General features: G+C 51.6%; 23 protein-coding genes and 1 pseudogene. 22 read left to right on the plus strand and 2 right to left on the minus strand.

Going from position 1 to position 25707, the window contains the following annotated elements:
* The first annotated feature begins 9 nt into the window (after window positions 1-9).
* From NZD86_RS10015 to NZD86_RS10055, 9 genes and pseudogenes are all read left to right on the plus strand, one after another.
* The gene (locus NZD86_RS10015) at window positions 10-870 is read left to right on the plus strand and encodes a hypothetical protein (protein WP_268046369.1); all 861 of its coding nucleotides are present in this window, start codon (window positions 10-12) and stop codon (window positions 868-870) included.
* Between the two features lie 382 nt (window positions 871-1252).
* Entirely contained in the window at window positions 1253-1414 is a 162-nt protein-coding gene (locus NZD86_RS10020) for a DUF255 domain-containing protein (protein ID WP_268046370.1), read from the plus strand.
* A gap of 76 nt (window positions 1415-1490) precedes the next feature.
* Window positions 1491-3371, plus strand: a complete 1881-nt coding sequence (locus NZD86_RS10025) for a thioredoxin domain-containing protein (protein WP_268046371.1) — start codon at window positions 1491-1493, stop codon at window positions 3369-3371.
* A 43-nt stretch (window positions 3372-3414) separates the two neighbouring features.
* Entirely contained in the window at window positions 3415-4221 is an 807-nt protein-coding gene (locus NZD86_RS10030; protein ID WP_268046372.1) for a VOC family protein, read from the plus strand.
* Between the two features lie 160 nt (window positions 4222-4381).
* Window positions 4382-4873, plus strand: a complete 492-nt coding sequence (locus NZD86_RS10035; RefSeq protein WP_268046373.1) for a helical membrane plugin domain-containing protein — start codon at window positions 4382-4384, stop codon at window positions 4871-4873.
* Window positions 4870-5688: a formate dehydrogenase accessory sulfurtransferase FdhD gene (gene fdhD, locus NZD86_RS10040; RefSeq protein ID WP_268046374.1), complete on the plus strand. Its 819-nt coding sequence runs from the start codon at window positions 4870-4872 to the stop codon at window positions 5686-5688. The genes NZD86_RS10035 and fdhD overlap by 4 nt, the downstream gene beginning before the upstream one ends.
* Window positions 5689-5914: 226 nt before the next feature.
* Complete coding sequence (locus NZD86_RS10045; protein WP_268046841.1) at window positions 5915-6424, plus strand: PadR family transcriptional regulator; 510 nt, start codon at window positions 5915-5917, stop codon at window positions 6422-6424.
* A pseudogene (locus NZD86_RS10050) lies at window positions 6421-8052 on the plus strand (MFS transporter). Before NZD86_RS10045 ends, NZD86_RS10050 begins: the two are co-directional and overlap by 4 nt.
* A gap of 62 nt (window positions 8053-8114) precedes the next feature.
* Entirely contained in the window at window positions 8115-8603 is a 489-nt protein-coding gene (locus NZD86_RS10055) for a DUF2306 domain-containing protein (protein ID WP_268046375.1), read from the plus strand.
* Here the strand turns inward: NZD86_RS10055 and corA are convergent.
* Together corA and NZD86_RS10065 are read right to left on the minus strand one after the other, a co-directional pair.
* Window positions 8581-9501, minus strand: coding sequence for a magnesium/cobalt transporter CorA (gene corA, locus NZD86_RS10060; protein ID WP_268046376.1), 921 nt, complete (start codon window positions 9499-9501; stop codon window positions 8581-8583). The genes NZD86_RS10055 and corA overlap by 23 nt on opposite strands.
* A gap of 208 nt (window positions 9502-9709) precedes the next feature.
* Window positions 9710-10609: a 1,4-dihydroxy-2-naphthoate polyprenyltransferase gene (locus NZD86_RS10065; protein WP_268046377.1), complete on the minus strand. Its 900-nt coding sequence runs from the start codon at window positions 10607-10609 to the stop codon at window positions 9710-9712.
* A 229-nt stretch (window positions 10610-10838) separates the two neighbouring features.
* Between NZD86_RS10065 and menB the strand changes: the two genes are divergently transcribed.
* The 13 genes from menB to NZD86_RS10130 all read left to right on the plus strand — a co-directional run bounded on the left by menB (window position 10839) and on the right by NZD86_RS10130 (window position 25624).
* On the plus strand, window positions 10839-11657 hold the full coding sequence (gene menB, locus NZD86_RS10070; protein ID WP_268046379.1) for a 1,4-dihydroxy-2-naphthoyl-CoA synthase: 819 nt from the start codon (window positions 10839-10841) through the stop codon (window positions 11655-11657).
* Between the two features lie 56 nt (window positions 11658-11713).
* Window positions 11714-13204: an o-succinylbenzoate--CoA ligase gene (locus NZD86_RS10075; protein ID WP_268046380.1), complete on the plus strand. Its 1491-nt coding sequence runs from the start codon at window positions 11714-11716 to the stop codon at window positions 13202-13204.
* 3 nt (window positions 13205-13207) lie between these two features.
* On the plus strand, window positions 13208-14566 hold the full coding sequence (locus tag NZD86_RS10080; protein WP_268046381.1) for an isochorismate synthase: 1359 nt from the start codon (window positions 13208-13210) through the stop codon (window positions 14564-14566).
* 14 nt (window positions 14567-14580) lie between these two features.
* Window positions 14581-16308 (plus strand): 2-succinyl-5-enolpyruvyl-6-hydroxy-3-cyclohexene-1-carboxylic-acid synthase, encoded by a 1728-nt coding sequence (menD, locus tag NZD86_RS10085; protein ID WP_268046382.1) that lies wholly within the window; start codon window positions 14581-14583, stop codon window positions 16306-16308.
* Window positions 16305-17114 (plus strand): 2-succinyl-6-hydroxy-2,4-cyclohexadiene-1-carboxylate synthase, encoded by an 810-nt coding sequence (menH, locus tag NZD86_RS10090; protein ID WP_268046383.1) that lies wholly within the window; start codon window positions 16305-16307, stop codon window positions 17112-17114. The genes menD and menH overlap by 4 nt, the downstream gene beginning before the upstream one ends.
* A gap of 241 nt (window positions 17115-17355) precedes the next feature.
* The gene (locus tag NZD86_RS10095) at window positions 17356-18603 is read left to right on the plus strand and encodes a cation:proton antiporter (protein ID WP_268046842.1); all 1248 of its coding nucleotides are present in this window, start codon (window positions 17356-17358) and stop codon (window positions 18601-18603) included.
* A 161-nt stretch (window positions 18604-18764) separates the two neighbouring features.
* The gene (gene pstS / locus NZD86_RS10100) at window positions 18765-19910 is read left to right on the plus strand and encodes a phosphate ABC transporter substrate-binding protein PstS (RefSeq protein WP_268046385.1); all 1146 of its coding nucleotides are present in this window, start codon (window positions 18765-18767) and stop codon (window positions 19908-19910) included.
* A 32-nt stretch (window positions 19911-19942) separates the two neighbouring features.
* Entirely contained in the window at window positions 19943-20953 is a 1011-nt protein-coding gene (gene pstC / locus NZD86_RS10105) for a phosphate ABC transporter permease subunit PstC (protein WP_268046386.1), read from the plus strand.
* Entirely contained in the window at window positions 20950-21798 is an 849-nt protein-coding gene (gene pstA / locus NZD86_RS10110; protein WP_268046387.1) for a phosphate ABC transporter permease PstA, read from the plus strand. Before pstC ends, pstA begins: the two co-directional genes overlap by 4 nt.
* A 189-nt stretch (window positions 21799-21987) precedes the next feature.
* Window positions 21988-23154: an MGDG synthase family glycosyltransferase gene (locus NZD86_RS10115; RefSeq protein WP_268046388.1), complete on the plus strand. Its 1167-nt coding sequence runs from the start codon at window positions 21988-21990 to the stop codon at window positions 23152-23154.
* Between the two features lie 17 nt (window positions 23155-23171).
* Window positions 23172-23873, plus strand: a complete 702-nt coding sequence (locus tag NZD86_RS10120; protein ID WP_268046389.1) for a polysaccharide deacetylase family protein — start codon at window positions 23172-23174, stop codon at window positions 23871-23873.
* Window positions 23874-23885: 12 nt separating this feature from the next.
* Entirely contained in the window at window positions 23886-24527 is a 642-nt protein-coding gene (locus NZD86_RS10125; protein WP_268046391.1) for a YkoP family protein, read from the plus strand.
* Window positions 24524-25624 carry an MGDG synthase family glycosyltransferase gene (locus tag NZD86_RS10130; RefSeq protein ID WP_268046392.1) on the plus strand — a complete coding sequence of 367 codons (1101 nt, stop codon included), beginning with the start codon at window positions 24524-24526 and terminating at the stop codon, window positions 25622-25624. The genes NZD86_RS10125 and NZD86_RS10130 overlap by 4 nt, the downstream gene beginning before the upstream one ends.
* The last annotated feature ends 83 nt before the right edge of the window (window positions 25625-25707 follow it).

The raw sequence follows: 25707 nt of genomic DNA on the forward strand, positions 1-25707 counted from the left end.
GATGATTAAGTGAGAAATTACACTGAACGCGACGGTGTACCTGGACTTACGGTTCTCTACGGAGTTGGTGCACTGGGGTTACTGCTGGCTCTTGTATGTGGCATTGACATCTTGATACAACACCGGATATTTATCGTACCGGAAGGCAACATTACGAAACCGTTATCATTCGACCTGTCAATTGGTTTATTTACATTAACCACTGCTGCAATTTTACCAATTGCCAATTTCACTCGTCGAGGCTACCAAGTATTCGTGTGGACAGCCGTCTTAACTAGCCTATACGCATATATGGTCGAAACTGTGCAGCCATTTCGTGGCCTCGATCCGAGGTTTAGCCATCACTTTCGTCTAATTGATGGATTGGCTAGTATGGGCTTCGCGCTAGATTCTTTGATAATAATAGTGTTGTATATAGTTCTAATGGTGAAGTTCTTTCGAACACGCAGGCTTCCTATCGTTAATCTAGCCATTCGCTATTCAATGGCCGGGATTATGGGAGCATTTGCAGCAGGTGTATGGATGATTGTAGAGCGAGGACGGTATGTCGGAGCTCATGGTAACATCATCTGGGTGCATGCCTTTGGGATTAACGGTATTGAGACAATCTTGCTGTTCGCGGCCATGAGTTCATCACTAAATGGAAGCGACTTTATCAAGGGGAGGTTGGTGCACTTTCAAGGCTTGCTATGGATACTGTTTGAGACGTTAATTGCCGTTCAGACAGCGCGTGGTGATTCAATATTTCACCTCACTGTTATATCCGCATTAGCTGCGGTGTTGTTGCTCTTGTGGTGTGGGATTTTTCTACTTGTGTTTGTTTTCTGGTGTCAACGAACGAACCGTGGCGCCAGTGTTCCCCAAGTGTAGGTTCGTCAACATGTTCGTGTGGCCACCTTGGAGTACGAATGTAACAGAGATATGTACGTACGCGAATTACACAAGGTTCTGGACGAACTTCATCAAATTGAGAAGTTGATTGAAATCCAGGATACATCCCGTTCCGATGAAAGGCGTTCAAGGATGCTTCGACCGCTGACGAGACTGACCCAGAGGACGTGAACCGACTTGCTAAGGCTGTGGACCTTATCGAGTATGTACGTAATACGGTGACAATATCCAGCTAGAAGTGCGTTTCTTGTAAGTGACGACCCGTACCGTGGTGGTATGGGTCTTTTTGCGTTTGTAGGGTATCATACCAATAGGTACGTCAAGTCCAAAGTAATTCCATACGAGTGGAGTTGTCACATTCATGCATACAGAACGTAAGCCGAATCGGTTGATACATGAGAAGTCACCGTACTTATTGCAACATGCTTATAATCCCGTTGATTGGTTTCCATGGGGCGAAGAAGCGTTTCAGAAGGCACAACGTGAGTCTAAGGCAATATTCTTGTCCATCGGCTATTCGTAGCCCTTTGGGGCTATGATAGCAATAAACTAACTAATAGTAAGAGGTTATACTAGCGACCTGTCATTGGTGTCACGTGATGGCTCACGAGTCATTCGAAGATGAAACCGTTGCTGACTATCTCAACCAACACTACATATCGATTAAAGTCGATCGGGAGGAGCGCCCCGATATCGATCACATCTACATGATGTACTGCCAAGCCCTAACGGGTGAAGGCGGTTGGCCGCTCACGGTGATCATGACGCCGGAAGGACATCCGTTCTTCGCGGGAACATATTTTCCGAAGACATCCCGGTACGGTCGTCCAGGACTTTTGGACATCTTGAGTCAACTAAATGAAAAATGGGCTACAGACAATCGTCGACTGCGCGCTGCGAGCGAAGATATCTCGGAGAGGTTGCAGCCTATCTTTGCTGCAGCACCGGGATCGTTTGACCCGAAGACCGCCGTACATCAAGCTGCCGAGAAACTGGGGAACCGGTTTGATCCGCTGTACGGCGGCTTCGGTGATGCACCGAAGTTTCCAACGTTCCATCAACTGATGTTTCTCTTGCGCTATCACCGCTATACCGGTGAAAACGATGCACTCCAGATGGTGCAAAAAACCCTGACCTCGATTTCGCGTGGAGGCATTTTCGATCACGTCGGAGGCGGCCTCGCCCGCTACTCCACTGACACCTATTGGCGCGTTCCGCATTTTGAGAAGATGCTTTACGACAACGCGCTGGCGGTGCTGACGTACACCGAGGCATACCAGCAGACGAAGGACACGGCGCACAAGTGGTTCGTTGACAGTGTGCTTCACTACGTGGAACGCGAAATGACTTCGGAGGGTGGGGCTTTTTACGCGGCCCAGGATGCGGACTCGGAGGGTCAAGAAGGACGGTTTTACGTATGGCGACCGGATGATGTTACGGCCGCCCTGGGTGAAGAGCTTGGTGAACTGTATTGTGATTTCTACGACATCACCGACGAAGGGAACTTCGAAGGGTATAATGTCCCGAATTTCATCGAGACGGATGTAGAGACATTTGCCAGTTCCCGAGGGCTGACAATTGACGCGTTGTGGGCAAAGCTTCGCGACGCGAATGAACAACTGTATGAGTGGAGAGAGCATCGCGTTCACCCGGGAACGGACGACAAAGTACTCACTGCTTGGAACGCTCTCATGATCACGGCGCTTGCCAAAGCGGGGGCTGCATTCCATCGTTCTGATTACGTCATGCGAGCTGTCCGTGCGGCCAATTTTATCGAAAAGCAGTTGGTGCGACAGGACGGACGTCTATTGGCACGTTACCGGGACGGGGAAGCCGGCATTGTTGCCTATTCCGACGACTATGCGTATTTGATTTGGGCGTACCTTGAACTATACCAAGCGACGCTCGACGGTTTTTACTTGCGGCGTGCAATTCACTGGCAAAAGCAGTTGGATGAATATTTCTGGGACATTAACTTACACGGTTATTTCTTGAGTGGTCACGATGCGGAGGAACTGATCGCTCGGCCGAAAACGGTATATGATGGCGCCACACCGTCCGCCAACTCTGTCAGTGGCTACAATCTGGCGCGGCTTTATGCCATTACAGGTGACGCCCAATATGCGGACAAAGAGGACAAATTGTTTGCAGCGTTTGCCGAAATGCTGAACGAGGCACCGACGGAACATCTATTCCTGCTCATGGCAAGTTTGCTCGTGTACGGTGGCACAACGGAAGTCGTTGCTGCGGTTGGAGAAGGAAATCGCGATGTCGAGGATTTTGTGGAATCTTGGCATCAGGCGTTCGTTCCAGAGGCTGTCATCTTGGAACCCCAGGCGCGGGGAGAAGAAGGGTCGATTTATCCAGCGGAACAGAACCAGTTGACAGTCTATGTATGTCGTCATTTTCAGTGCGATCGACCGGACCTGGATTGGAAGAGCGCCATTGAGCGAATCATCGCCACGCCTCCGCGCTTCTAGGCTGAATTCCGAGTAGGATATTGGTTGCTGGGGAGAGGTCACGTTGAATATCCAATTGGACCATTTGCTGCAGGCCGTCAAGAGCCCTGAGGATGCCAGACTCGCATTTGAACGACAGCTCGGCGTCCACACGACAACTGGGGGAAGTCATCCCCAGTGGGGAACATATAACACACTATGCTATTTCGGTCTATCCTATATTGAATGGGTTGGTGTTCGCGACGAAGAGGTGGCTGTCCGTACGGATTTTGGGCGAAATGTGATTGAGCGGCTGGCCGTCCATGAAGGACCCATTCAGTTTGCGTTGCGCACCGAAAACATGGATGAAATTGTGAATCGTTGGGCGCAACAGGGCGTGCCATTTGACGGGCCCATCAACGCCTCTCGATCTCGCCCGGACGGCACAATCCTTCACTGGCGGATGCTGTTTCCCCGACAACAAGGGGGGACGTCGTTCAAGCTCCCCTTCTTTATTGAGTGGGGAAGTGGCGACGGCGATCGGGCGGAGGATCTGCGTCGAACGGGTGCCCTGCCCACGAAGCCGCTCTTCCGTATGGCCGCGATTCACTCTGTCGTGGAGGACTTGGATTTGGTAAAGGAGCGATGGGATATGTATTATCCTGTTGCTCTTGATGTCGCTTCAGATTCCGAATGCGGTGAGGGGCTCCAAGCGACGGTTGGAGATGTCGACCTGTACTTTTGGCGACCGTTTTCGGCCAACATGAGGCAAATCGTCAGTGACGTTGGTGAAACACCCTACCAATTGGATCTAGCTCGCGTCGAGTCTATCGGTCATCCTTCTGACATGGCGAGCTTAAGTATTCATGGATTAGTTATCCGAATTGTATGAAGGACAGGGTCAATTGAGACTGAGCACCATGACACGGTAAAAAGTATATTGCCGGTGTGGTGCTGACGGATCGTCGAAGAAATGCGCTATACTTGTCTATGATACGCCGAGCGGATGGCGGGCGATGTATTTACGGTTCCAAGTAGGGGGTAACGACAACATGGCAGCAAATCCAACGACTTCAGTTGAGCGCACACAGATGTCTCACACAGAAGTCCGCGCTCAAATTGACAAAGCATTTGATGAAAATTCAGAGGGCATTGTTGAGGCTCTCGGTCTTTTACAAGCGTTGCAGGAACGCGGTGTTTTGCCGCTTGTCCGGGCGCTTGTGGAGCAAGGGGATGACGTTTTAAAGGTCATTCTTGCGTTGTTTCAAAGTGAGGAATACGGTGCAGGTGTGAAGAACTTCATCGGTCTCTTGCAACTGTTTACCAAGATTCCGACGGAATCCATGGAGAGCGTCATTGCAGGCGTTGGTGGCGGAATGAAAGCTGCCTCAGAGGCGCCTGAAGTGGGCAAGTTTGGTGTGTACGACGCGTTGAAGTCACTGCAAGATCCAGATGTAGCCCGAGCAATTTCGTTCGGTTTAGCGTTTTTAAAGGGAATGGGCCGTTCTCTGGCTGAAGTCAAACAGGGAGGCGAGCACGCATGAGTGCGTGGGCTGTTCGCTCGGGCAGTGATTTGCCGCAGCGGGCGGAGCGGCAAATTTTACAGTACCGTGATTCAACGTGGGCGGAGGTCGAGGATGTTGTCGCATCGGAGTATGCGTTGACGATTTACGTCAATGACAACGAATTGGCTACGATTGTGTGTACGCCCACGAATATCGAAGAACTCGTTGTTGGATTTATGGCATCGGAAGGAATCATTCAATCGGCCGACCAGATTGAGGACCTTACAGTCAGTCGTTTCATGGGGACAGCGCGGGTCAAGACGAAACATCAGGTGACGTTTAATCAGGCATTTTACAACAAACGATACATCGCCTCTTGTTGCGGTAAGGGTAGGCAAAGCTTTTATTTTCACAATGACGCGGTGACCGCGAAACATGTTGACGATGATGTCCATCTCGAACCGAATCAAGTGTTTTCCCTACTCGACGCCATGGATGAGGAAGCAACGCTCTTCCATGAGACAGGCGGCGTTCACATGGCTGCTCTGTGTCGACCGGATGAGCTGTTGCTGGCGCGTACGGACATTGGACGACACAATGCGTTGGATAAAATATTCGGCAACGTACTCATGTCCGGGATTTCCTTGGCAGGCACGGTCATTTCGTTCAGCGGTCGCATCTCCTCTGAAGTGCTTCTGAAGGTGGCGAAGATCGGTGTGGGGATCGTTATTGCGAGATCGGCGCCCACAGCCCTCGCTATCGATATGGCTGACGAGCTTGGGATCACAGCGGTGGGTTTTGTCCGCGGCAAGTCATTTAATGTGTACACACATCCGTGGCGTATGCAGCGCTAGTTGTTATTTAGGACTCGGTTCGTCCACATTGGGTGGTTGGAAGAAACATTTACAGTGAATTCGTAACAACGGCTTTCGCCTTAGACGCGAGGCCGTTTTTTTGTTTTCCAGACAGTTCCTCAGACGTGTTCCCCTTGACAAACCAATATTGTTTACGGTTATATTATCAATGTTAATATAACCATCGGTGATAAGGGTGTGATTCACGCTGAGCATTCAAGCAGCTATTCTCGGATTCCTTATGGATGATGCACTCAGTGGGTACGACATCAAAGCAAAGTTTGAGCTATCGGTATCTAACTTCTACAATGCATCTTTCGGAGCTATTTACCCTGCACTTCGCAAAATGGAGCAAGACGGTCTTGTCGAAAAAAAGGTAGTCCCTCAGGAAGGGAAGCCAAATAAAAACCTGTATCAAATCACGGATAGTGGGCGGGAAACCTTTCTCGCGTACTTGAACAGTCCTCTGGAGGCTGCTTTAGTCCGGTCTGACTTTCTTATTCGTGTCTTTTTTGCTCGCTATGCAGCACCGGAACAGTTCAGAGGGTGGATGGAGGAGGAACGTATACGAGTTCAAGCATCACTCGATACGTTTCGCGAGATCAAGCGTCGATACCCATCGATGGATCCGTTTGAAGCGAAGACACTCGAGTTTGGGATTGCCAATGCCCAAATGCAAATCGAATGGTTAGACCGAGAAATCGATTTGCTGGGTAAGGACGGGATGGAAAAGTGAACAGCAACAGAGGTGTTGGAGTTGTTGTTCTCGTTTGCTTAGGTGTCTTCGTCTGTACACTCGATACGACGGTTATGAATATTATCCTGCCGTCCATTCAGGACCAGCTCAACATGTCACTTAACAGCGTGTCGTGGGTTTTAAACGTATACACTCTGTGTATTGCTGTAATGTCTATCCCCATGGCAAGGCTATCAGATGTTTTCGGGAGAGGGCGGCTATTCGTCATTGGTTTGGCCCTCTTTGGTCTCGGATCGACTTTATGCGGTTTGTCCGGTGCAGGCTCGTTTCTTATCTTTTCCAGATTTGTTCAGAGTGTAGGTGCGGCAATTCTCATTCCCTGCAGCAATATTCTTGGCGTCGAAGCCATGCCGTTAGAGAAGCGAAACGTGTCGCTCGCGCTGCTTGGGATGACACAGGGTGTTGCTGCCGCTTTTGGCCCCACCATCGGCGGGTTGATTACTCAATTGACAAGTTGACGAGATGTGTTTTTTGTGAATGTCCCGATTTGTCTCGTTGCAATCGTCTGTTCTTGGTTTCTCTTGTCATTGCGAAGACCAGATGTACATCGGGTGGACGTAGATATCGTAGGGCTGGTCCTTTGTACTGTCTCCATCTTTTCATTAACGTACCTTCTCTTGGAGGGAAACAATTGGGGATGGTTTAGTACAAAGGCAATCTCGTTCGCGGGCACCTTCATGGTCTGTCTTACGGCATTTCTCCTTGTGGAACGAAAGGTAACCGCTCCGATGGTTAACCTGAGCCTGTTTCAGAACCGATTGTTTACTGGTGCTTCGATCACGGTTGTCACATCAACATTATTTCTTGTGGGCGTGACGGTAATACTCCCGCAGTTTCTCACGCGAGTCCAGGGCTATTCTGAGTTAACGGCGTCCCTCCTGGTTAGCCCACTGCCCCTTGCTATTTTCGTTTCTACGCCGTTTATATCTAGATTAGCGGTGAAGATTGGACCAGCGATTCCAGTTTCGTGTGGTTTCGTTCTTATGGGAACTGGGTACGTCTGGTTACATGACGTAATCCGTGAAAATAATCCTGTGACATGGTCTATGATTCTGGCACTGGCCGTTGTCGGCTGCGGGTTTGGTTTTGTCATTGCGCCGTCGCAAGTTGCGAGTGCGCTTGCTTTTGAAGGGACCATGTTGACAACTGCCCAAAGTGTGTACGGTATGTTCCGTCAAGTCGGTATTGTTTTGTCTGTTGCCGTATTCGTCGGTAGCCTTACACACAGTCTCGACGCTGCGAACAAACAGAATATTGGCTTTGCTCGACAGGCTGTAAGGGAGATACGTTTACCAAGCAACGTTCAGGATGTCATCCTCGCAAGTACCACAGGCCAGCTCGTCTCTGAACGCGAATACTCGAGGACTGCGCCGAGTACAGAGAACACCCAAGTTATCCCGAACATGCCTGGGATTCTTGAGTACAAGAACCGTGTGGCAGCAAGGGTGAAGACGAACGCAGAGGAAGCCTTTGCTGGTATCTACAAAACAAGCGTCCCGTTTGTCTTCGTTGCTGCACTCAGTGCATTCCTGTATCGACGCAGTCGAGAAACCCACCACGCGGAGTCCGACGATAGCGTCAAAAATTTGGAGATGACGGGCCCGTGACCAGGAGATAATTTACGAGGGCCGAATATAAGAGAGCTAATTTAAATTTGGGAGGCACTGTCGTGTCACTATTTTCGGGATTGATTATTGTACACATTGTAAGCGGAACCTGCTGCCTCGTTATGGGTGCTGTGGCACTCTTAGCTCGAAAGCGCCGGGGTAAACACACGGTGTGGGGCGAAGCATACCACGCAACTTACGTGATTCTGTTTCTATCAGCACTTTTCACTTCTATTCTTCACTGGCAACAGGACGCTTATTTGTTCTATATTGACCTGTTCTCCTACGGGTTAGCGTTGCTCGGTTACCTGTCGCGGAAAATTCGGTGGAAAGATTGGCTGAAGACGCATATTGCGGGCATGGCGGGATCGTATATTGCCCTCATCACGGCCATTTTTGTCGTCAACCAGCCGCACATACCCGGAATGAATAAAATTCCAGCACTCGTGTTTTGGTTTCTTCCCACGATTGTCGGAACACCGCTCATTTTCCGAACTGCTTCGCGGTACACAAAACCGCGAAAGCTCACTAAAACCAACGTTTCTTCCTAAAGAAGAGAAACAATCCGAAAACGGATGCAAGAATCCACGCCCACACCCAAACATATCCGTAACGCCATCCGTATTCGGGCACTTTGACGTTCATCCCGTACAATCCAACGATGAAGGAGAGTGGCATGAAGAATGTACTGACTATCGTCAACGTCTTCATGATGGCGTTCATCCGATCACTCTTAATGGCCATTTGCAGGTCCAACAGTCCAGACAGCGAGTCTCGAAAACTGTCGATCCCATCAACAATCCGATTAATATGTTCGTACAAGTCCATCAAGTACACGTTATCCTCTTGCTTTGTGTATGGGAATGCCGCATGCATCAATGATTCAACAACGTTGCGTTCCTCGCTAAAGACGCGCCTTGTGCGATGTAGCGTGCGTTTGAGTGAGAAGATCTCCGGTGCGACGGACGTCTGCGGATTATCGTAAATTTGACTTTCCATGGCGTCTACCGTGTCTTCAATCGAATCTACGAAATCGAGGTAATGATGAACACACAGGTCGAGGAATTCATAGAGGATTCGGCCAGGATTCTTCATTTTTTCGGGTGTCTTTTGAAACTCCTCTTCCAGTTCACTGAGGAATGGCATGGGCTTGGGCAGAATGGCGATGACAAAGTTGTGCCCCATGACAATCCCAATCTGGACTAGTTCCCAGTCGTCGCGAAGGAAGAAGAAGGGGAAGAAGGCGTGATCGGTATAGACGTTCAGTTTTGGACGCTGCCCGAAGCGAAGACAATCTTCGACGACGAGTTCGTGGCAATGGTATGTGTCGCCGACAATTTTTCTGATCTCCTCTTGATGCGGCTGCAACAGAGGAAGGAAAACCATCTCTTGTTCTGAAGCTGCACGATTGGGTACACGGGCTACGTTGTGTCCATTATAAACGAGCAACTTGTTCTCACCTTTCAGGCAACGAGATTATTGTATGGATAGGATAGAGTGTAACAGGTTGTCCCAGTGGTTTAAAAGATTCATATGACATTGCGTTGACAATGACCGTAAGACGACGCTTCTCTTTTCAGCTCCTAGGCTGCATGAAAATGAGCTGCCCAGTCAGCCGATTGGCTAGGGCAGCTCATTCGTAAGGGTCTTATACAGATCACATGTGAATCATCGATACCATCATTGCACAAAACATCAAGACACCGAAGCGGAAGAGGAGATTTGAGGTCCCTTTTACCGCTGCGTGCAGCTTGGCCGGCTCAGTAAACTGGTAGTAGAGCCGCGTGACGTAAATGGCCGTCGGGATGGTTGCCAATACGGCCAACGCCCAAAACGTTAAAAGATGGAGAACGACGAGAACTACGACTAACACATACGCCGCGGCAAAGACGCTACCAAACAGAATCCTTCCCCGCTCACGGCCAATCAAAATGGCGATCGTTCTGCGCCCACCTTTAACATCTTGGTCCATGTCCCGAATGTTGTTCGCAAGGAGAATGGCACCAATGAGGAGGCCAATGGGGATAGAAACCAATGTTGCACGCCACGTAATGGTACCTGCCTGTAAATAGAACGCGATGAGAACGATGGCCGGACCCATGGCCGTCGCCGCCGCTAGTTCTCCAAACGGCGTGTACGCCAGTGGCCAAGGACCGCCAGAATACAGATAGCCGATGGACATGCATACCGCTCCAATCAGCGCGAGCCACCAACTCGTTTGGGAGCACAGGTAAATACCCAGCAACAGGGCCAGGATGATAGAGATCCACCCGAACGCAAGTACGAGCTTGGGCCTAACGCCGTCCCGAACGATGGTACCGGCGATACCGACCATGTTTTCATCGTCGAGGCCGCGTTTGTGATCGAAATACTCGTTGAACATATTTGTGGCCGATTGAATCAATACAGACGCGAGAAACATTGCAATAAATAAGGACGTGTGAAAGCCGTACGACGGAATGGCAAGTCCGGTACCGATGAGTACCGGCACAATGCTCGCTGTCAGCGTGAACGGACGGAACAGTCTCCACCATACACCCAGCTTTTGATTTGTCACGGAAAGTCCTCCTTTCTTACCAAGTTGTACGAGCAAAGACAGTCTCGTTTGTCTATAAATCCATCGTTATCCTAGCATGCGGTGCCTGCGACGGCAAATGAGATTTTGTCATCTGGAAAGTGTCAAGATCTACGACATTTTGACCCGTACTCGGACAAGTTCTATAATTATGGACGTTATTTAAACCGAGTCGCACCGGAATCTAGAACTATAATAGGAGGGCGTAAGCATGTCGCTGCAATGGGAAAAAGTAAAAGACTATACCGACATTATTTACGAACGCGCCGAAGGGATTGCTCGTGTCACCATTAATCGCCCCGAGGTACATAACGCATTTCGACCGGAAACGGTGGCGGAAATGATCGATGCATTTCACCATATCCGAGACGACGCTTCCACTGGTGTCGTGTTATTTCAAGGTGCAGGCGGCAAGGCGTTCTGTTCCGGCGGCGATCAACGGGTTCGCGGCCATGGCGGTTACGTGGGAAGCGACGAAGTCCCTCGCCTCAATGTGCTCGATTTACAGCGTTTGATTCGTCAATTGCCAAAACCCGTTATCGCAGTTGTTGCCGGCTACGCTATCGGTGGTGGACACGTTCTTCATCTCGTGTGTGATCTCACCATTGCTGCGGACAACGCGCGTTTCGGACAGACGGGACCGAAAGTGGGCAGTTTCGATGCTGGCTACGGTGCAACGCTCTTGGCCCGCACGGTGGGTCACAAGAAAGCGCGGGAAATCTGGTATCTCTGCAGGCAGTATTCCGCACAGGAAGCGCTCGATATGGGTCTGGTCAACACGGTTGTGCCACTGGATCGTTTAGAGGAAGAAAGTATTCAGTGGGCAAAGGAGATTCTCGAAAAGAGCCCGATTGCCATCCGCTTCCTGAAGATGGCATTCAACGCGGACACGGATGGCTTGGCAGGATTGCAGCTATTGGCTGGCGATGCAACGATGCTTTACTATATGACCGACGAAGCGAAGGAAGGAAAGAATGCGTTCCTTGAGAAACGCAAACCGGACTTCACGAAGTTTGATCGGCTTCCCTAACGAGCAAAAGTTGGGAAGAAGCCTTGAATGCACGAGATGACAGCAGGTGAATTGGAATGCAAGGAATTGATGTGCAACCCGTGCGCTACATTCCGGATTGGTTGACAACCCGGGCCACACAACATCCGCAACAAGTCGCTATTGTCTCTCCAGACGGGAGCCTCACATATCAAGCACTTTACGACGCCGCGTGTTCGTACGCGGCTTCGTTGTGCAAACTGGGCGTCACGGAAGGGCAACGGGTTGCTGTGCTCACGAAAAAGGGGCAGCGTTACGCCGTCATGCTCCACGCGTTGATGCAGTTAAACGCAATTACTGTTCCGTTGAACTGGCGTCTGACCGGGGCTGAACTGGCACCACAGATGGAGGATTGCGGCTGTGTACTGCTTCTTTATGACGAGGATGCGACGTCGCTCGCAGCCGATATCATGGAACACTGTAAGCCAGACCTGGGTGCCCGACAAATTGAGCAACTGGAGGTAACGGCGGATCGAGTCTCGCGTGACGATGTCGATCTCTGCCGCACCCACGCCATCATCTATACATCCGGGACCACTGGACGCCCGAAAGGGGCCATGATTACATATCAGAACCATTGGTGGGGCGCGATGGCTTCCGCCATGCAATTAGGCCTCAGCATCAATGATAAGTGGCTTGTGCCCATGCCGTTGTTTCACGTTGGCGGCATGGCAGTGCTCATCCGCAGTCTCATTTATGGTACAACGGTTGTCATCCACAACGGGTTCGATGAGCGCGCGGTCAATCGGGCCATCGAGGATGAGGGAATCACCCTTGTATCCGTTGTCCCAGCTATGCTTCAGCGAATGCTCCGGGAACGGACGCGACCATATCCCACTACACTTCGCACGGTGCTACTCGGCGGGAGTGCCGCCCCGAAGGCGTTACTGGAGCAAGCATTGTCGTTATCTGTGCCAGTAAACCAGAGTTACGGGATGACCGAGACGAACACGCAGGCAACGACCTTGCAATCGTACGACGCGCTTCGCAAGGTTGGGAGTTCCGGCAAACCACTCCCCATCACGCGTGTTGCTATCGCCGCTGCATCCGGGTTGACCACAGCGCCTCATGTGGAGGGTGAAATCGTGGTGAAAGGTCCCACAGTGATTGCGGGTTATTACAATCGCCCAGATGCGAATGAGATGACCTTCCGGGACGGTTGGTTGTACACGGGGGATATTGGTGTTCTGGACGATGAAGGATATTTGTATGTCCTGGACAGACGATCCGATCTCATCGTCTCCGGCGGTGAAAATGTGTATCCGGCCGAGATCGAGTCTGTACTGTCACAACATCCTGCAGTACTAGAGTCAGCGGTCGTTGGACAGGCGAATGAGGAGTGGGGACAAGTCCCCATAGCGTTTGTCGTCCTGCAACCAGATGCTCAGGCATCTGCGGACGACTTGCGCGCACACTGTAGAAATCGTCTCGCGGGATACAAAGTACCTAAAGATGTTCATTTTGTGTCTTCGCTGCCACGTAACGCGTCAGGGAAGCTGTTGCGCCGGGCTTTGAGGGAGCAGGTGTAAGCTGTGAAGGAATTGGTGAATCGTCTCGTCACGGATATCACCCGTGCGTGGCAGGTGGACGAGACGTTAAAGGGTGGGCAGTGGCGCGTCGTATCTTTGACGTTACCCTGTGCTTCCACGCCGGCACTCGACTCTGTTCTAGAGTGGAACACTGGAGTTCAAGCGGTCTACTCAGCGGAGCCCGTTACCCGCATGGAGCGAGTTGGCCTCGGGGCCGCGGCGGTCGTTCAGGGTTTTGGCTCAGATGCCATGGGTGTTGTCAGAACCGAAATGAACGCCGCTCGTCTCCCGTCAGGGAGCACGTGGTTTGGCGGATTCGCGTTTGACCCAACCATCGAGCCACGGGGAATTTGGCAGGGCTGGCCGCACGCTATGTGGTTTGTTCCCAAGTTACTCTTGGTACGGGCCTTCGACTCCGACGTAGTACGGGTGTCCTATATTGACAAAGCCGGCCAGACGGTGGAAGACATCACCGCGTCCCTTAAGGGGATGCTGAGGCCAGCTGCGTCAACCCATATGTCTGAAATCCGATTCGACGCCAGTACTACATTGGAATCGAATGATGTCATCCACGACGAGGAAACATGGGCCGCTGTCGTCAATCGTGCACTGGTGGACATTCGCGCCGGACGCATGGATAAAGTCGTGCTAGGGCGTCAGGCGAGAATGACTGTCACAGCGACGTTGTCTGATAGCTTGAGTCGACTTCGCAATGCATACGAAACAAGTCATGTCTTCGCTATGCACTGGAACGGGGTGTGGATGCTCGGTGCTAGCCCGGAGGAATTGGTCCGTGCAGGCGGAGGCGCGATAACTGTCGACTGTTTGGCGGGTACAACTGCACGGGGGATCGACGCCGAAACGGATCGACAACTAGCCAAAGCGTTGTTGACGAGTGAGAAAAATCGGTCTGAGCACGGCGCTGTCGTTCGGTTTGTCACAGAACGTTTGCGACTGGTGGCCAACGAGCTTGAGTGGCCAGACGTGCCGACAATCAAACAGCTTGCCAACGTGCAGCACTTGTATACGCCGGTGCGCGGACGACTTCAAAATGGGAAACAATTGCTCGATGCGGCGGCACTGTTGCACCCAACACCTGCAGTAGGTGGGACTCCCCGTGCGGATGCCCTGACATTTATTCGCGAGCACGAGGGGTGGCCGCGAGGTTTCTATGCAGGTGGTTTTGGATTGATCGACGGAACTGGCAATGGTCTCGTCAATGTTGCCCTGCGCACAGCCGCGGTTCGTTTCCCAGAGGCCAGGTTGTTTGCGGGTTGCGGGATTGTCGACGGATCGAGACCCGCTGATGAATGGTTAGAAACAGAAATGAAACTGAAACCCATGCGGATGGCACTTCAGTGAATGGGGGGATACCAGTGGCAAATGACAACCTTTGGCCTGTCCACAGTTTTGTCGACGGGCTCGCGAACGCTGGTGTGAAACACGCGGTCGTATCGCCGGGATCGAGAAATACACCGTTGACGCTTGCACTTGTCGAGCATCCCGATATCGAAGTGTACACGCATTTGGATGAACGATCCGCCGCCTTTTTCGCCCTTGGCATCGCCCGGTCGACAGGTGCACCTGTGGTTATTTCATGTACGTCAGGTACGGCGATGGCCAACTATTACCCTGCCGTCATGGAAGCATACGAAGCGCGAGTTCCGCTCATTGTCGTCACGGCCGATAGGCCGCAGCGTCTGCGAGAAGTCGGCGCGAATCAAACAGTTCGCCAATACGGCTTGTACGATGGACACGTCAAGACGTCTATCGAGATGCCTGTACCCGATGGTTCCATGGTTGTTGCACGGTATGCGGCGGCTGTGGCAGCACGTGCTGTCGCAACGTCTCTGACGTCGCCGCGCGGACCTGTCCACGTGAATTTTCCCTTTGAGGAACCGCTTATGCTTCCAAGACGGGATACCCTTACACGAGACCAACACGTTCAGACACCAACGGTCTACGCAAGAAAAGCAGCACCTGTCGCCGAAGAAGCGGTTCAATTTTTGACGAACGCTTTGGCTGGAGCAACGCGTCCACTCATTGTCGTGGGTCCGCTGGACGATCCGCAACTGGTAGAAACCGTTGTACAGTTTGCCGAGGCGAATCATATAGCTGTCTTGGCTGATGTTCTCTCACAGGCGCGGGGACGGCTAGCTGGCGGTACGGCCGTCATCGATTATTACGACTTGCTTCTGGCCGCTGCAGGTTCGACAATCCCTGTTCCGGACGTCGTTCTTCGCTTCGGGGCGCAGCCAACTTCCAAATCATTGGCAACGTTTATGAATCGGTGGACCGACGAATCCACGGTCTTCCTCGTCGATGACACAGAATGGTACCGGGATGCATCGTTCCATGCCACACATGTTTTGGTTGGCGATCTCAAGCCAACGCTTGCTGACATGGCCCTTCCACAGAGTGAATCGAGGGAATCATATTTGCGATTGTGGCAGCACGCAAATGAGCAAGTTGCAAACAGTGTTGCCCACTTCACCTCACTGACCTGGTTTGAAGGGACAGCGATACGTGCCCTGACACGGGCCGTGGGATCGAGAGCCCAACTGGTTTTCGGGAATAGTCGACCAATTCGGGATGCGGATGCGCTGGCGGACATGACAGGTCAAGGCGTACGCACGTATGCAAATCGCGGTGTCAGCGGAATTGACGGCGTCGTATCGACTGCGTTTGGCATTTCCGCCGGGAATCGCGACTTGCCAACTGTGCTCTGCATCGGCGACGTGTCTTTCTACCACGACTTAAATGGGTTGTTGGCTGCCCGACGATTTCATGTGCCGCTCACCGTCTTGTTGATTCATAATGAGGGAGGCGGGATTTTCCAGCACCTCAGTCAAGCAGAACGCAAGGACACGTTGGAGTATTTCACAACGCCGCACGGGCTTGAGTTTGAAGATATTGTTCACGCGTACGGTGGGGTGTATCGCAGGGTGGATGATGAAGAAAGCATGATCGCCGCCGTCCAGGAGTCCATGAAGAACGAGGGTCTGAACGTAGTTGAAGTCCGGTTTCGCAACGACGCGAGCGCGGCCCATTACCGCTCCTTGAAAGCCCTGGTGATGGATGCACTGCAGGTGAAAACACAATGAACCATATGTTGTCCATTCGGGGAGTGACATACGCGGCTGTCGAATTCGGCTCGGGTGAAAGTCTCTTGCTGCTGCACGGCTTTACCGGATCGAAAGCTGTCTTCCAGCCGTTTCGCGAGGAGTGGGCGTCGCACTTCCGTTGTATTGTACCAGATTTACTCGGCCATGGAGACAGTGATGCACCGCTTTCCCCAGTTCGCTACGGAATGGCAGAAACACTGCGGGACGTTCTTGCCATTCTTGACACCCTCGAAGTGAAACAGACCCATGTTCTCGGTTATTCGATGGGCGGTCGAATTGCTCTGGCTTTTGCGTTGACTTATCCAGAGAGAGTCCATCGCCTTGTGTTGGAGGGCGCTTCACCCGGTCTTCGCACAGACGATGGGCGGACATCACGGCGCGCGTCCGACGAGCAACTGGCCCAATTCATCGAGACGGAAGGTGTCCAAGCATTTGTTGAGCGGTGGGAGAGTATCCCGCTTTTTGCGTCTCAACGTCGATTGCCGGAAGATGTCTTTCTCAATCAGCGCGCCATTCGATCACAGCAACGCAAAGAGGGGCTAGCCGGAAGCCTGCGCGGGATTGGCACGGGCCAGCAACCAAGTTACTGGTCTCGTCTCCACGAGCTAAGGATCCCAACTCTACTCGTCACGGGTGAGTTGGATATGAAGTTTACGCAAATCAACGAACAGATGGCTGCCTGTATGCAAGACGCTACGCACGTTGTTATACAGGATGCAGGCCACACCCCACATATTGAGAAGCCATCGGACTTCCAAAGAATCGTTGTCGAATTTCTAAGGTAAGATACGGAACAAGATAGCGGTCCGTGCGCGACGAGACCCATCTGGCATGAAACAGGTTGCGGTACAGCTTAACCCCGCGATGGGGGGGCCGGCACCTGCACACTAACGGCTTGACCACACTCGCCCGTTGTCATGTTCAACAGTTCATCCACTCATCTCGATCTCGCCTGTTATTCACTCCATCCGATCCTGTAGACTATAGGAAGCGTGCGCCGCTTTGCGATGAGGAGAGGATCTTTTGATGTTTCACTTGGCAGGGACTTGGGAAGAAGCCCTCATGATTCTGTTTATCGTGGTGGGCCTTGGCATCATAGTGAGTAAACTGACGGAGAAGCCGCGGATCCCAGACGTGGCTGTCTTTCTTGTGTTAGGGATTGTCTTGGGGCCCCAGGTCTTGCACCTCATCAGTGCACCCAGTCAATCGCAGGTCAACCAATTTATAATTTATCTTGGGGCCACATTGATTTTATTTGACGGAGGCCGGTCCGTCCGATTCGACGTCCTCCGTCGCGTATACATAAGTATTTCCGTGCTGGTCACCATCGGCGTTGTCGTATCCGCGTTGGTCGTCGGGGTCGCGGTACACCTGTTGCTGGGAACGCCGTGGGTCTGGTCCTTGCTTCTCGCAGCAATTATGGCCTCGACCGATCCGGCCACATTGATACCGGTCTTTAAACGAGTCCCAATTGTCGAACGGCTTCAGCAGACAATGGAGACGGAATCGGCATTTAATGATGCGACGGCGTCCGTACTCGTCATGACACTCATGGCAGCCGTTCAAACAGGGGGGTCTCTCAACATTGGTTCCGCTGTCTATCAATTTTTCCATGACTCATTAATCGGACTAGCAGTAGGTCTCGTGTTTGGTGTTGCCGCCTTGTGGACCGTGTCACGAAGGGGCTGGGGTATCTTTCACGAATTCGGGTCGGTTGTGCTCTTTGTCACAGCTATTGGCTCGTATGTTATCGCAAGTAGGCTTCATGCCAGTGGTTTCATGGCGGCATTTGCTGCTGGCGTCATTACCGGTAACGGGAAATCATTTGGCTGGTCATTTTCTGCCGAAACAAATGCCCATTTAGAACATTTCGGCAGCGTCATGACGACCATCATGCGCATGCTTATCTTCGTGCTATTAGGGACACAAGTTGATTTTGGCGTCGTCTATCAATATTTGTGGGTTGGGCTCGTTGTCGTGGCTGTACTCATGTTTATTGCGCGTCCGGCGACGGTCGTCAGTTCAGTTCTTGAGGATCGCCTGGCGAAATGGAATTGGCGCGAAGTGACGTTCATGATGTGGGTCAGAGAGACTGGAGTCATCCCGGCTGCGCTCGCTGGGACGGCCGTCGCAGAGAAGATCCCTCACGCGGACGTGATCATGGCCGTCGCCTTTTTGGCCATCTTATGTACGATTCTTGTCCAAGCAACGACGACTGGTTCGGTCGCCAAGCTCCTTCGACTCAATCGCGAGGGACACCAAGCGGACTTGTAATGTCGAAACGCTCGCAATGGGGTGTCGGATCTCATCGAATCTTAGTCAATCTTTACGAATTCTTTACACAGGCAATATAGCAGATTCACAATTCATTGTTATCCTGACCTCTGTTAGGACAAAATACGTCATCCCAACAGGGGTCAGGGAGGAACGAAATAATGTCTCTTCGTGCGAAAAAAATTCTGGCAGGTGCCGCAGCATTGACTGCGATGGTGGCTGTAGTAGGTTGTGGAGCCAACGGGGCGAATAATACAGCCGGAGCAGCAGATACAGCGAACAACACATCCACGGGTAATAGCACAGCCGCAACTGGCGGCAATGTCAGTTTGGCAGAGACTGGATCTTCACTTCTTTATCCATTATTCAATGGGCAATGGATTCCGGCATATGGTTCCGTCGCTTCAAATGTGCAAATGTCAGCAGCTTCTACGGGCAGCGGTACGGGAATCTCTCAGTCAATTGCTGGAACGGTTGACATGGGCGCATCTGATGCATACCTTGCGGACGCTCAAATGCAGCAGAATCCTGGAATGTTGAATATTCCGGTCGCAATCTCCGCACAACAGGTTATGTACAACCTACCGGGAGTGAAAGGCAACTTGAAGTTGTCTGGCGACGTGCTTGCACAGATTTATCAGGGGAAGATCAAGTTCTGGGACGACAGTGCAATCAAGTCAATGAACCCAGGTGTTACATTACCTCACCAAGCGATTATTCCGGTTCGTCGTTCTGACGGATCTGGCGATACATTCTTGTTCACACAGTTCCTGTCTGATACGAATAGTGCTTGGAAGGGCAGCGTTGCTTACGGCACAACAGTCTCTTGGCCTTCCTTGTCAACCGAAGTTGGTGCGAAAGGCAACGACGGTGTTGTTGCAGCGCTGGCGAAGAACAAATACAGCATCGGTTATGTCGGCATCAGTTGGTTGGACAAGGCCACACAGCAGGGATTGGGCTATGCAGCTTTGAAAAACAAGGATGGTAACTTTGTCCTTCCGCAAACCGCAAACATTCAAGCTGCTGCTACGCAAGGTACGCAAAATGTTCCAGCTGACGAGCGCGTCTCGCTGATTGATGAGCCTGGTAAGGATTCCTACCCTATCATCAACTTTGAGTACGTTATCCTAAAGAAAACCCAGCCGTCGGCTGATAAGGCTACTGCAATCAAGAACTTCTTGAACTGGGCAATTGACCCGAGCAAGGGCAACGACAGCAAGTATTTAACACCAGTTCACTTCTTGCCTTTGCCTAGTAGCATCGAACCAAAGAGTCAGGCACAAATCAACTCAATTACGGCTGGTTAATCAAGCAGAACACCGTTACGGAGGCTGAATTTATGCGTCGTATTACTGGCGCCTCCAAAACAGCAGATAGGATATTCCAAGTGGCTACTGGCATTTGCGCCAGTAGCCCTGTGCTGTTTTTGTTGGCCATCACTGCGATTGTCGTTGTGCAGTCCATACCGACGATGCGATTCATGGGATGGGAGTTTATCACGCACGTTACGTGGAACATTGGTAACCTCTACGGGGCCATGACTCATAAACATGGCGTCTCTGTTCCTATGGGAGCGTCTTACGGTGCACTTGTGTTCATCGTGGGAACCATCGCATCGTCTCTTATTGCACTCATTATCGCTATTCCAGTCTCAATTTTGACAGCCATGATTTTGGCATACCGGGTTCGCGGACCACTTGGCTGGATACTCAGTATTCTTGTCGAACTGTTGGCGGGTATCCCCAGCGTCGTGATCGGACTGTGGGGCATCCTGGTTCTAGCGCCCTGGATTGGGCACCAATTTGGACCTTTCTTGAAATCTGTATTTGGTTTTATCCCGTTCTTTGGCGGTTCCGTGGGCAGTGGTTACGGGCTGCTCACGAGTGGCATCGTGTTAGCCATCATGATCGTTCCGATTATCACAGCAACCACGCGGGATCTGTTCCAACAAGTTCCCCTATTAGCCCGCGAAGGTGGTCTTGGGCTTGGAATGACGACGTGGGAGACAGTCCGCTTTATTTGTTTGCCTTACATTAAAAATGGCCTGGTGGGTGCTGTGGCACTTGGCTGGGGCAGAGCGATGGGCGAAACGATGGCCGTTTTAATGGTGAGCGGGAGTGCCATTAACATCCTCCCACACAACCTATACAGTCCAATTTCGACGATGGCTGCCTTCATCGCTGACCAGTTGGACAGTGCCCAAACCGACGCGTCCGGCATGGCCGTACACGCGCTCTCTGAAATGGCACTTGTCTTGTTGATCATCACTTTGCTCACTAACCTATTTGCGCGTTGGCTCGTAGGTGGACGCAGTACAACCAAACGAGCAAGGGCAGGTGCACGCGTATGATTCAGGTAAGGCGACGTCGTCGGAAAATCGGTGGTTACATTGGCTGGGGCTTTGCGTGGCTCGCGAGTGCACTTGTCATTTTCGCCCTGTTCGATCTCCTGATTTCTGTGGTCTGGCATGGAGCTAGGGCATTTAAGTGGTCAATGTTGACCCAGACGACTCATGGAATTGCCGGTGGTTTACAAAACGCCATCATTGGTACGTTCGAATTGGTCATCATCGCCATTATCTTTGCGGCACCTCTGGGCATTCTTGGGGGTGTTTATGCGTCTGAGTTCGCGGGCACCCGAGTATCTGCGGTCATCCGGTTCTTGGCTGAGGTTCTGTCTGGAGTGCCTTCTATCGTCATTGGGTACTTCGGGTACTTATTGATGGTTATGCATTGGCACTGGGGATTCTCGGCACTTGCGGGCGGAATTGCCTTGACCATCATGATGCTTCCTTACATTCTGCGAACGACGGAGACAAGTCTTCAGCAGGTACCGCATACGCAACGCGAAGCGGCATGGGCTCTCGGTATGACGCGATTCCAGGCCATCAGCCGAACCGTTTGGCGCCCGGCTGCGGGAGGGATCGCGACTGGTGTTTTGCTAGCAATTGCCATCGGTCTTGGTGAAACTGCACCGTTATTGTATACTGCTGGTTGGAATACACATAATCCGACGGGCCATTTGACACATGAACAAGTGCCATACCTAACCTATGTTGTTTGGGATTATTTGGATCAGCCGTATCCAGAAGCCCGCAATCTCGCTTATGCAGCTGCGTTTGTCCTGTTGGTAATCATTCTGTTGATTCAATTGGTGGTACGCGCTCTTGTTTGGAGGTCATCTGGTCGCAAGTGATGTACAACTAAGTAATACCACGGCTAGACGGACATGCATATGAATAGGATAAGCGGAGAACATTTATTGGCTTCTCCGCTTATTTTGTTGGTGTGCCGATTTTGTCGAAAATCTAGGCAGATGAAGTTGTCCAGTTGATTCAACCCGTTTACAATAACAGATGTGGATTGTTTCAAGGGGGCGAGCCCATTGCGCAGCGTATTGCTTTTAACCGCGTCATTCGGCGCAGGTCATAATCAAGCAGCTTATGCAGTGCAAGAAGCTCTGAGGGAGAGAGGTGCAACTGCAGAAGTTGTTGACTATGTCAGCCTACTCAACCCTGCACTGCGATCCTTTGCGAAGTTTAGCCTGATTCAAGGCGTTCAAAAGGCGCCGGGTCTGTACGGCTTATTCTACAAATCAATGTCGCGAATTGAGCCGGACTCACCGCTTCAACGCTATGTGAATCATATTGGCATCACGAGAATTCAAGATTATATTGAGGCCTTTTCACCAGATGTCATCGCAAGTACGTTTCCCACCCCGATGGGCGTTGTGGGTGAACTGCGGAGACACGGTGAGGTGAACGTGCCGAATGTCGCGATAGTGACGGATTACACGGCACACCGTCAATGGTTCCACGAGTATGCCGATCACTATTTTGTAGCGACTTCGGAAGTCAAAGACGACTTGATATCTTACGGTGTGGATGCTGATATGATCGATGTTTTCGGCATTCCCTTGCGGCGCAAGTTCAGTGCCGATGCCGTACGAACACTGCGCTCTAAGCGCCGTGAATTGGTTCAACAGTTCGGCCTGTCACCCGATTTTCCAATCGTCCTGCTCATGGGAGGCGGGAGCGGAGTCCTTGCGGAACCAGGTGACTGGGAGACATTTATTCAAGACTCTGGAATGCAATACCTCGTTGTCTGTGGGCAGAACAGGAGAATGGAACGACGATTTGCCCAGTTGGCGGGACCGCGTGTTCGTGTGTACGGGTTCACCAGCGAGATCGATAAACTGATGGCGGCATCAGACGTCATTGTCACAAAACCAGGTGGCTTAACCTTGACGGAATCCATGGCAATGGGTATACCCATGATCTTGTTTAAACCGATTCCGGGCCAGGAAGTAATCAACGCAGATTTTGCTGTTCGAGCTGGCGTGGCCGTGAGAGCTCAACATGCGAAAGAAGCACAGCAGTTTCTTTCGAAAGTGCAACGGCATCCGGAAATTCTGGAAAGAATGAGGAAGGCGGCAACTCAAGTACCCGTATTGGGCGCAGCACAGAACATTGCAAGTCGCATATTGGACCTGGCAGGCAATGAGGTTCGCCAGTCGGCGACGTCGGTTCCATCAGAGGTACTGATGACCTAAAGTTGGGGGGGCGGTCATTGAGTTGGTGGATGCTTGCAGTTGCAATCATGCTTATTCTATTCATATATAGTGGCTGGCCGGTTATCTGGACCCGCGTCTTTCACCGGTCATGTATCCGTCTGACAAATCGACCGAACTCAGTTTCGCTTACATTCGATGATGGACCTGACCCAGCCTATACGCCGCGATTGCTCGACGTACTCAAGGAGCACAATGTGCATGCTTCCTTTTTCGTCTTAGCACGGAAAGCGAGGGAACATCCTGAGATCATCAAGCGCATGTTGGATGAGGGTCACGATGTCCAGATTCATGGTTTCCAACATTGGTTTGTACCGCTGCTTCACCCGGTAGCGACCTACGAACAGTGCCTGGGTGCGGCGAAGGCCTTGTCGGCCCGTTTCGGGACGGTGCCCCTTGTGTATCGTCCAACATGGGGTGCATGTAACCTTATCACTTTACTTATTATGCGTTTTTCGAGGATGCGCTTGTGTACATGGTCAGTGATGGTAGGGGACTGGCGTCGTACGGAGCCAACCGAGCTGGTTCGGCGGATCGAGAAGAAGTTAGGGGACGGATCGATCATCGTCTTACATGACAGCAATGACACGTTTGGAGCAGAGGACGGGGCTGCGGACAGGGTGATTTTAGCCATTCCGGCCATAGTAGACCTCGTTCGTAGGAAAGGTTATCATTTTATTAGGATTTCCGAGTGTGTTTAGGGGGGGCCGGTGATGGCTACACGTGCATTTAGATTCGTATTTGATGCATGGGAATCACTGTTTCACAAGATGTTCCACCTGGAAGAGATAGAACCCGGTGTTGAGCATTTGTTCTTTATTGCCAAGCGGCGTTATTTTGGGCGTCCGTTTGTCGTTGAGGACGTCACTGTGAAATCCGGAGACATCGTCATCGAACTTCACATGAACAACAGTGTCGTCGAGCGGGTGCTGACGAAGGATGAGAATATTGTCCGCGCGATGGTGCAACTAATCCGGCAAGCGCGTGAATCGATGCCGGTGTTGGCGAAAGCGATTGAACATGAGAAATATGAACGAGCAGCGGCACTGTACGGGATCACGTTTATTCACCGTGGGATCGATCGCTTTGGTTTTCACACCCTTCCCATTTCGGACGGGGTATCGAAGCGAATCACTACTTGGCATCTTCGTAACGTATTAAGGATCCTCAATCCGCACGCGAATGACATTTTTAGCACGCACGCGGATGTGTTGGAGCCAAAGCTGGTTGTTGCATCGAAGAGACAGATTATCGAACTGTTTCGTCCCGTTGTGGGAGGTCAAACTTTACAGGATCCGACTGTACCATTGGACGGTTCGGTAAATACAAGGGAGCAGTATCGCATTCAATCATGAGAGTCCTTTTAATGTATGCGTCATTCGGGGATGGCCACTTACAGGTCGCAAACGCCATGGCGCATGTGTTGGAGACAGAACATGGCGCCGAAGTCATACGTGTGGACAGCTTCCGGCAAACAAATGGTTTAATGGCCCGGATGAACGAATGGCTATATGAAAGCTTAACGCAGTTCGCACCTGGGCTATATGGAATGAGCTACACACTGACGAGAAATCTGTCTCCAAATCACCCGTTATGGGGTTTATTAGCGCTATTCTCCCGCGCCGCATCCTGGCGTGAGCTGCGGCGGCACAAACCGGATATCGTTGTTCAGTTATTTCCGGATCACGCCATGGCCCGTCTGCCTAAAGACTTGGAGGTAACGCCATTCTTAGCGACTGTCTGCACGGATTTTGCCGTTCACAGCCGCTGGTTTCATCGCAACACAAACCTCTACATACTCCCATCGGATGTCTCCTTTCAAGCGGCTAAACGTTTTTTGGCCCGGATGACCAATCGTGACGTGGTGGTAACAGGACTTCCTGTTCGAGAACAATTTATGTCCTGTCAGTTGAATTCGCAGTTGCCGCGGCCCACAATCATTGTTTCTGCTGGAGGGCGTGGTGTTTTCCCGAATCTACGGGAAGTTGTGCGCTGTCTCCTAAATAGTTTTCCAAATCATGGAGTTTCTGTGCTGTGTGGACGGAATGAACGCATGCGCGAGCAGCTTGAAGAAATGGCAACAAGTACGGGGGAGAGGGAGCGTCTCAACGCCGTCGGGTATACGGACAATATTGCATCTTGGATACAACAAGCGGACTTTGCAGTCGCTAAAGCTGGCGGCATATCAATTGCTGAATGCCTGTGTTCTGGTACGCCTATGCTCTTTTATAAGCCGCAAGCGGGGCAAGAACTGGGCAATGCCATCATGGTAGAGCAAATGGGTGCGGCGCGGGTTGCCAAGTCGATCCGCCAGTTTGAGTCGATTGTACAGTCTTTTCGTGGAGAACATTTGAACAACATGCGGGATGCCTGCTATCAGCATGCGTGCCCAAGCGCAGCCGTAGCAACTGTCACAGCCATCCTGAGCAAGTGGGAGGAGCCGCAACATTAGGTTCCGAGCCAGGAGACGTGCATGCGGGATGAACGTGTACTGGGGCCGACAGGGAGAGACACTGATGGTTCGGCCCCAAACCA

This window comes from Alicyclobacillus dauci (genome assembly GCF_026651605.1).
GTDB lineage: Bacteria > Bacillota > Bacilli > Alicyclobacillales > Alicyclobacillaceae > Alicyclobacillus > Alicyclobacillus dauci.

What these genes read in the sequence shown, in the direction of transcription:
- NZD86_RS10075 (WP_268046380.1), top strand. Translation starts at nt 11,714, where the DNA reads ATGCAAGGAATTGATGTGCAACCCGTGCGCTACATTCCGGATTGGTTG.
- pstC (WP_268046386.1), top strand. Translation starts at nt 19,943, where the DNA reads ATGCGTCGTATTACTGGCGCCTCCAAAACAGCAGATAGGATATTCCAA.
- pstS (WP_268046385.1), top strand. Translation starts at nt 18,765, where the DNA reads ATGTCTCTTCGTGCGAAAAAAATTCTGGCAGGTGCCGCAGCATTGACT.
- NZD86_RS10130 (WP_268046392.1), top strand. Translation starts at nt 24,524, where the DNA reads ATGAGAGTCCTTTTAATGTATGCGTCATTCGGGGATGGCCACTTACAG.
- menB (WP_268046379.1), top strand. Translation starts at nt 10,839, where the DNA reads ATGTCGCTGCAATGGGAAAAAGTAAAAGACTATACCGACATTATTTAC.
- NZD86_RS10035 (WP_268046373.1), top strand. Translation starts at nt 4,382, where the DNA reads ATGGCAGCAAATCCAACGACTTCAGTTGAGCGCACACAGATGTCTCAC.
- menH (WP_268046383.1), top strand. Translation starts at nt 16,305, where the DNA reads ATGAACCATATGTTGTCCATTCGGGGAGTGACATACGCGGCTGTCGAA.
- NZD86_RS10025 (WP_268046371.1), top strand. Translation starts at nt 1,491, where the DNA reads ATGGCTCACGAGTCATTCGAAGATGAAACCGTTGCTGACTATCTCAAC.
- NZD86_RS10125 (WP_268046391.1), top strand. Translation starts at nt 23,886, where the DNA reads ATGGCTACACGTGCATTTAGATTCGTATTTGATGCATGGGAATCACTG.
- NZD86_RS10095 (WP_268046842.1), top strand. Translation starts at nt 17,356, where the DNA reads ATGTTTCACTTGGCAGGGACTTGGGAAGAAGCCCTCATGATTCTGTTT.
- NZD86_RS10020 (WP_268046370.1), top strand. Translation starts at nt 1,253, where the DNA reads ATGCATACAGAACGTAAGCCGAATCGGTTGATACATGAGAAGTCACCG.
- pstA (WP_268046387.1), top strand. Translation starts at nt 20,950, where the DNA reads ATGATTCAGGTAAGGCGACGTCGTCGGAAAATCGGTGGTTACATTGGC.
- fdhD (WP_268046374.1), top strand. Translation starts at nt 4,870, where the DNA reads ATGAGTGCGTGGGCTGTTCGCTCGGGCAGTGATTTGCCGCAGCGGGCG.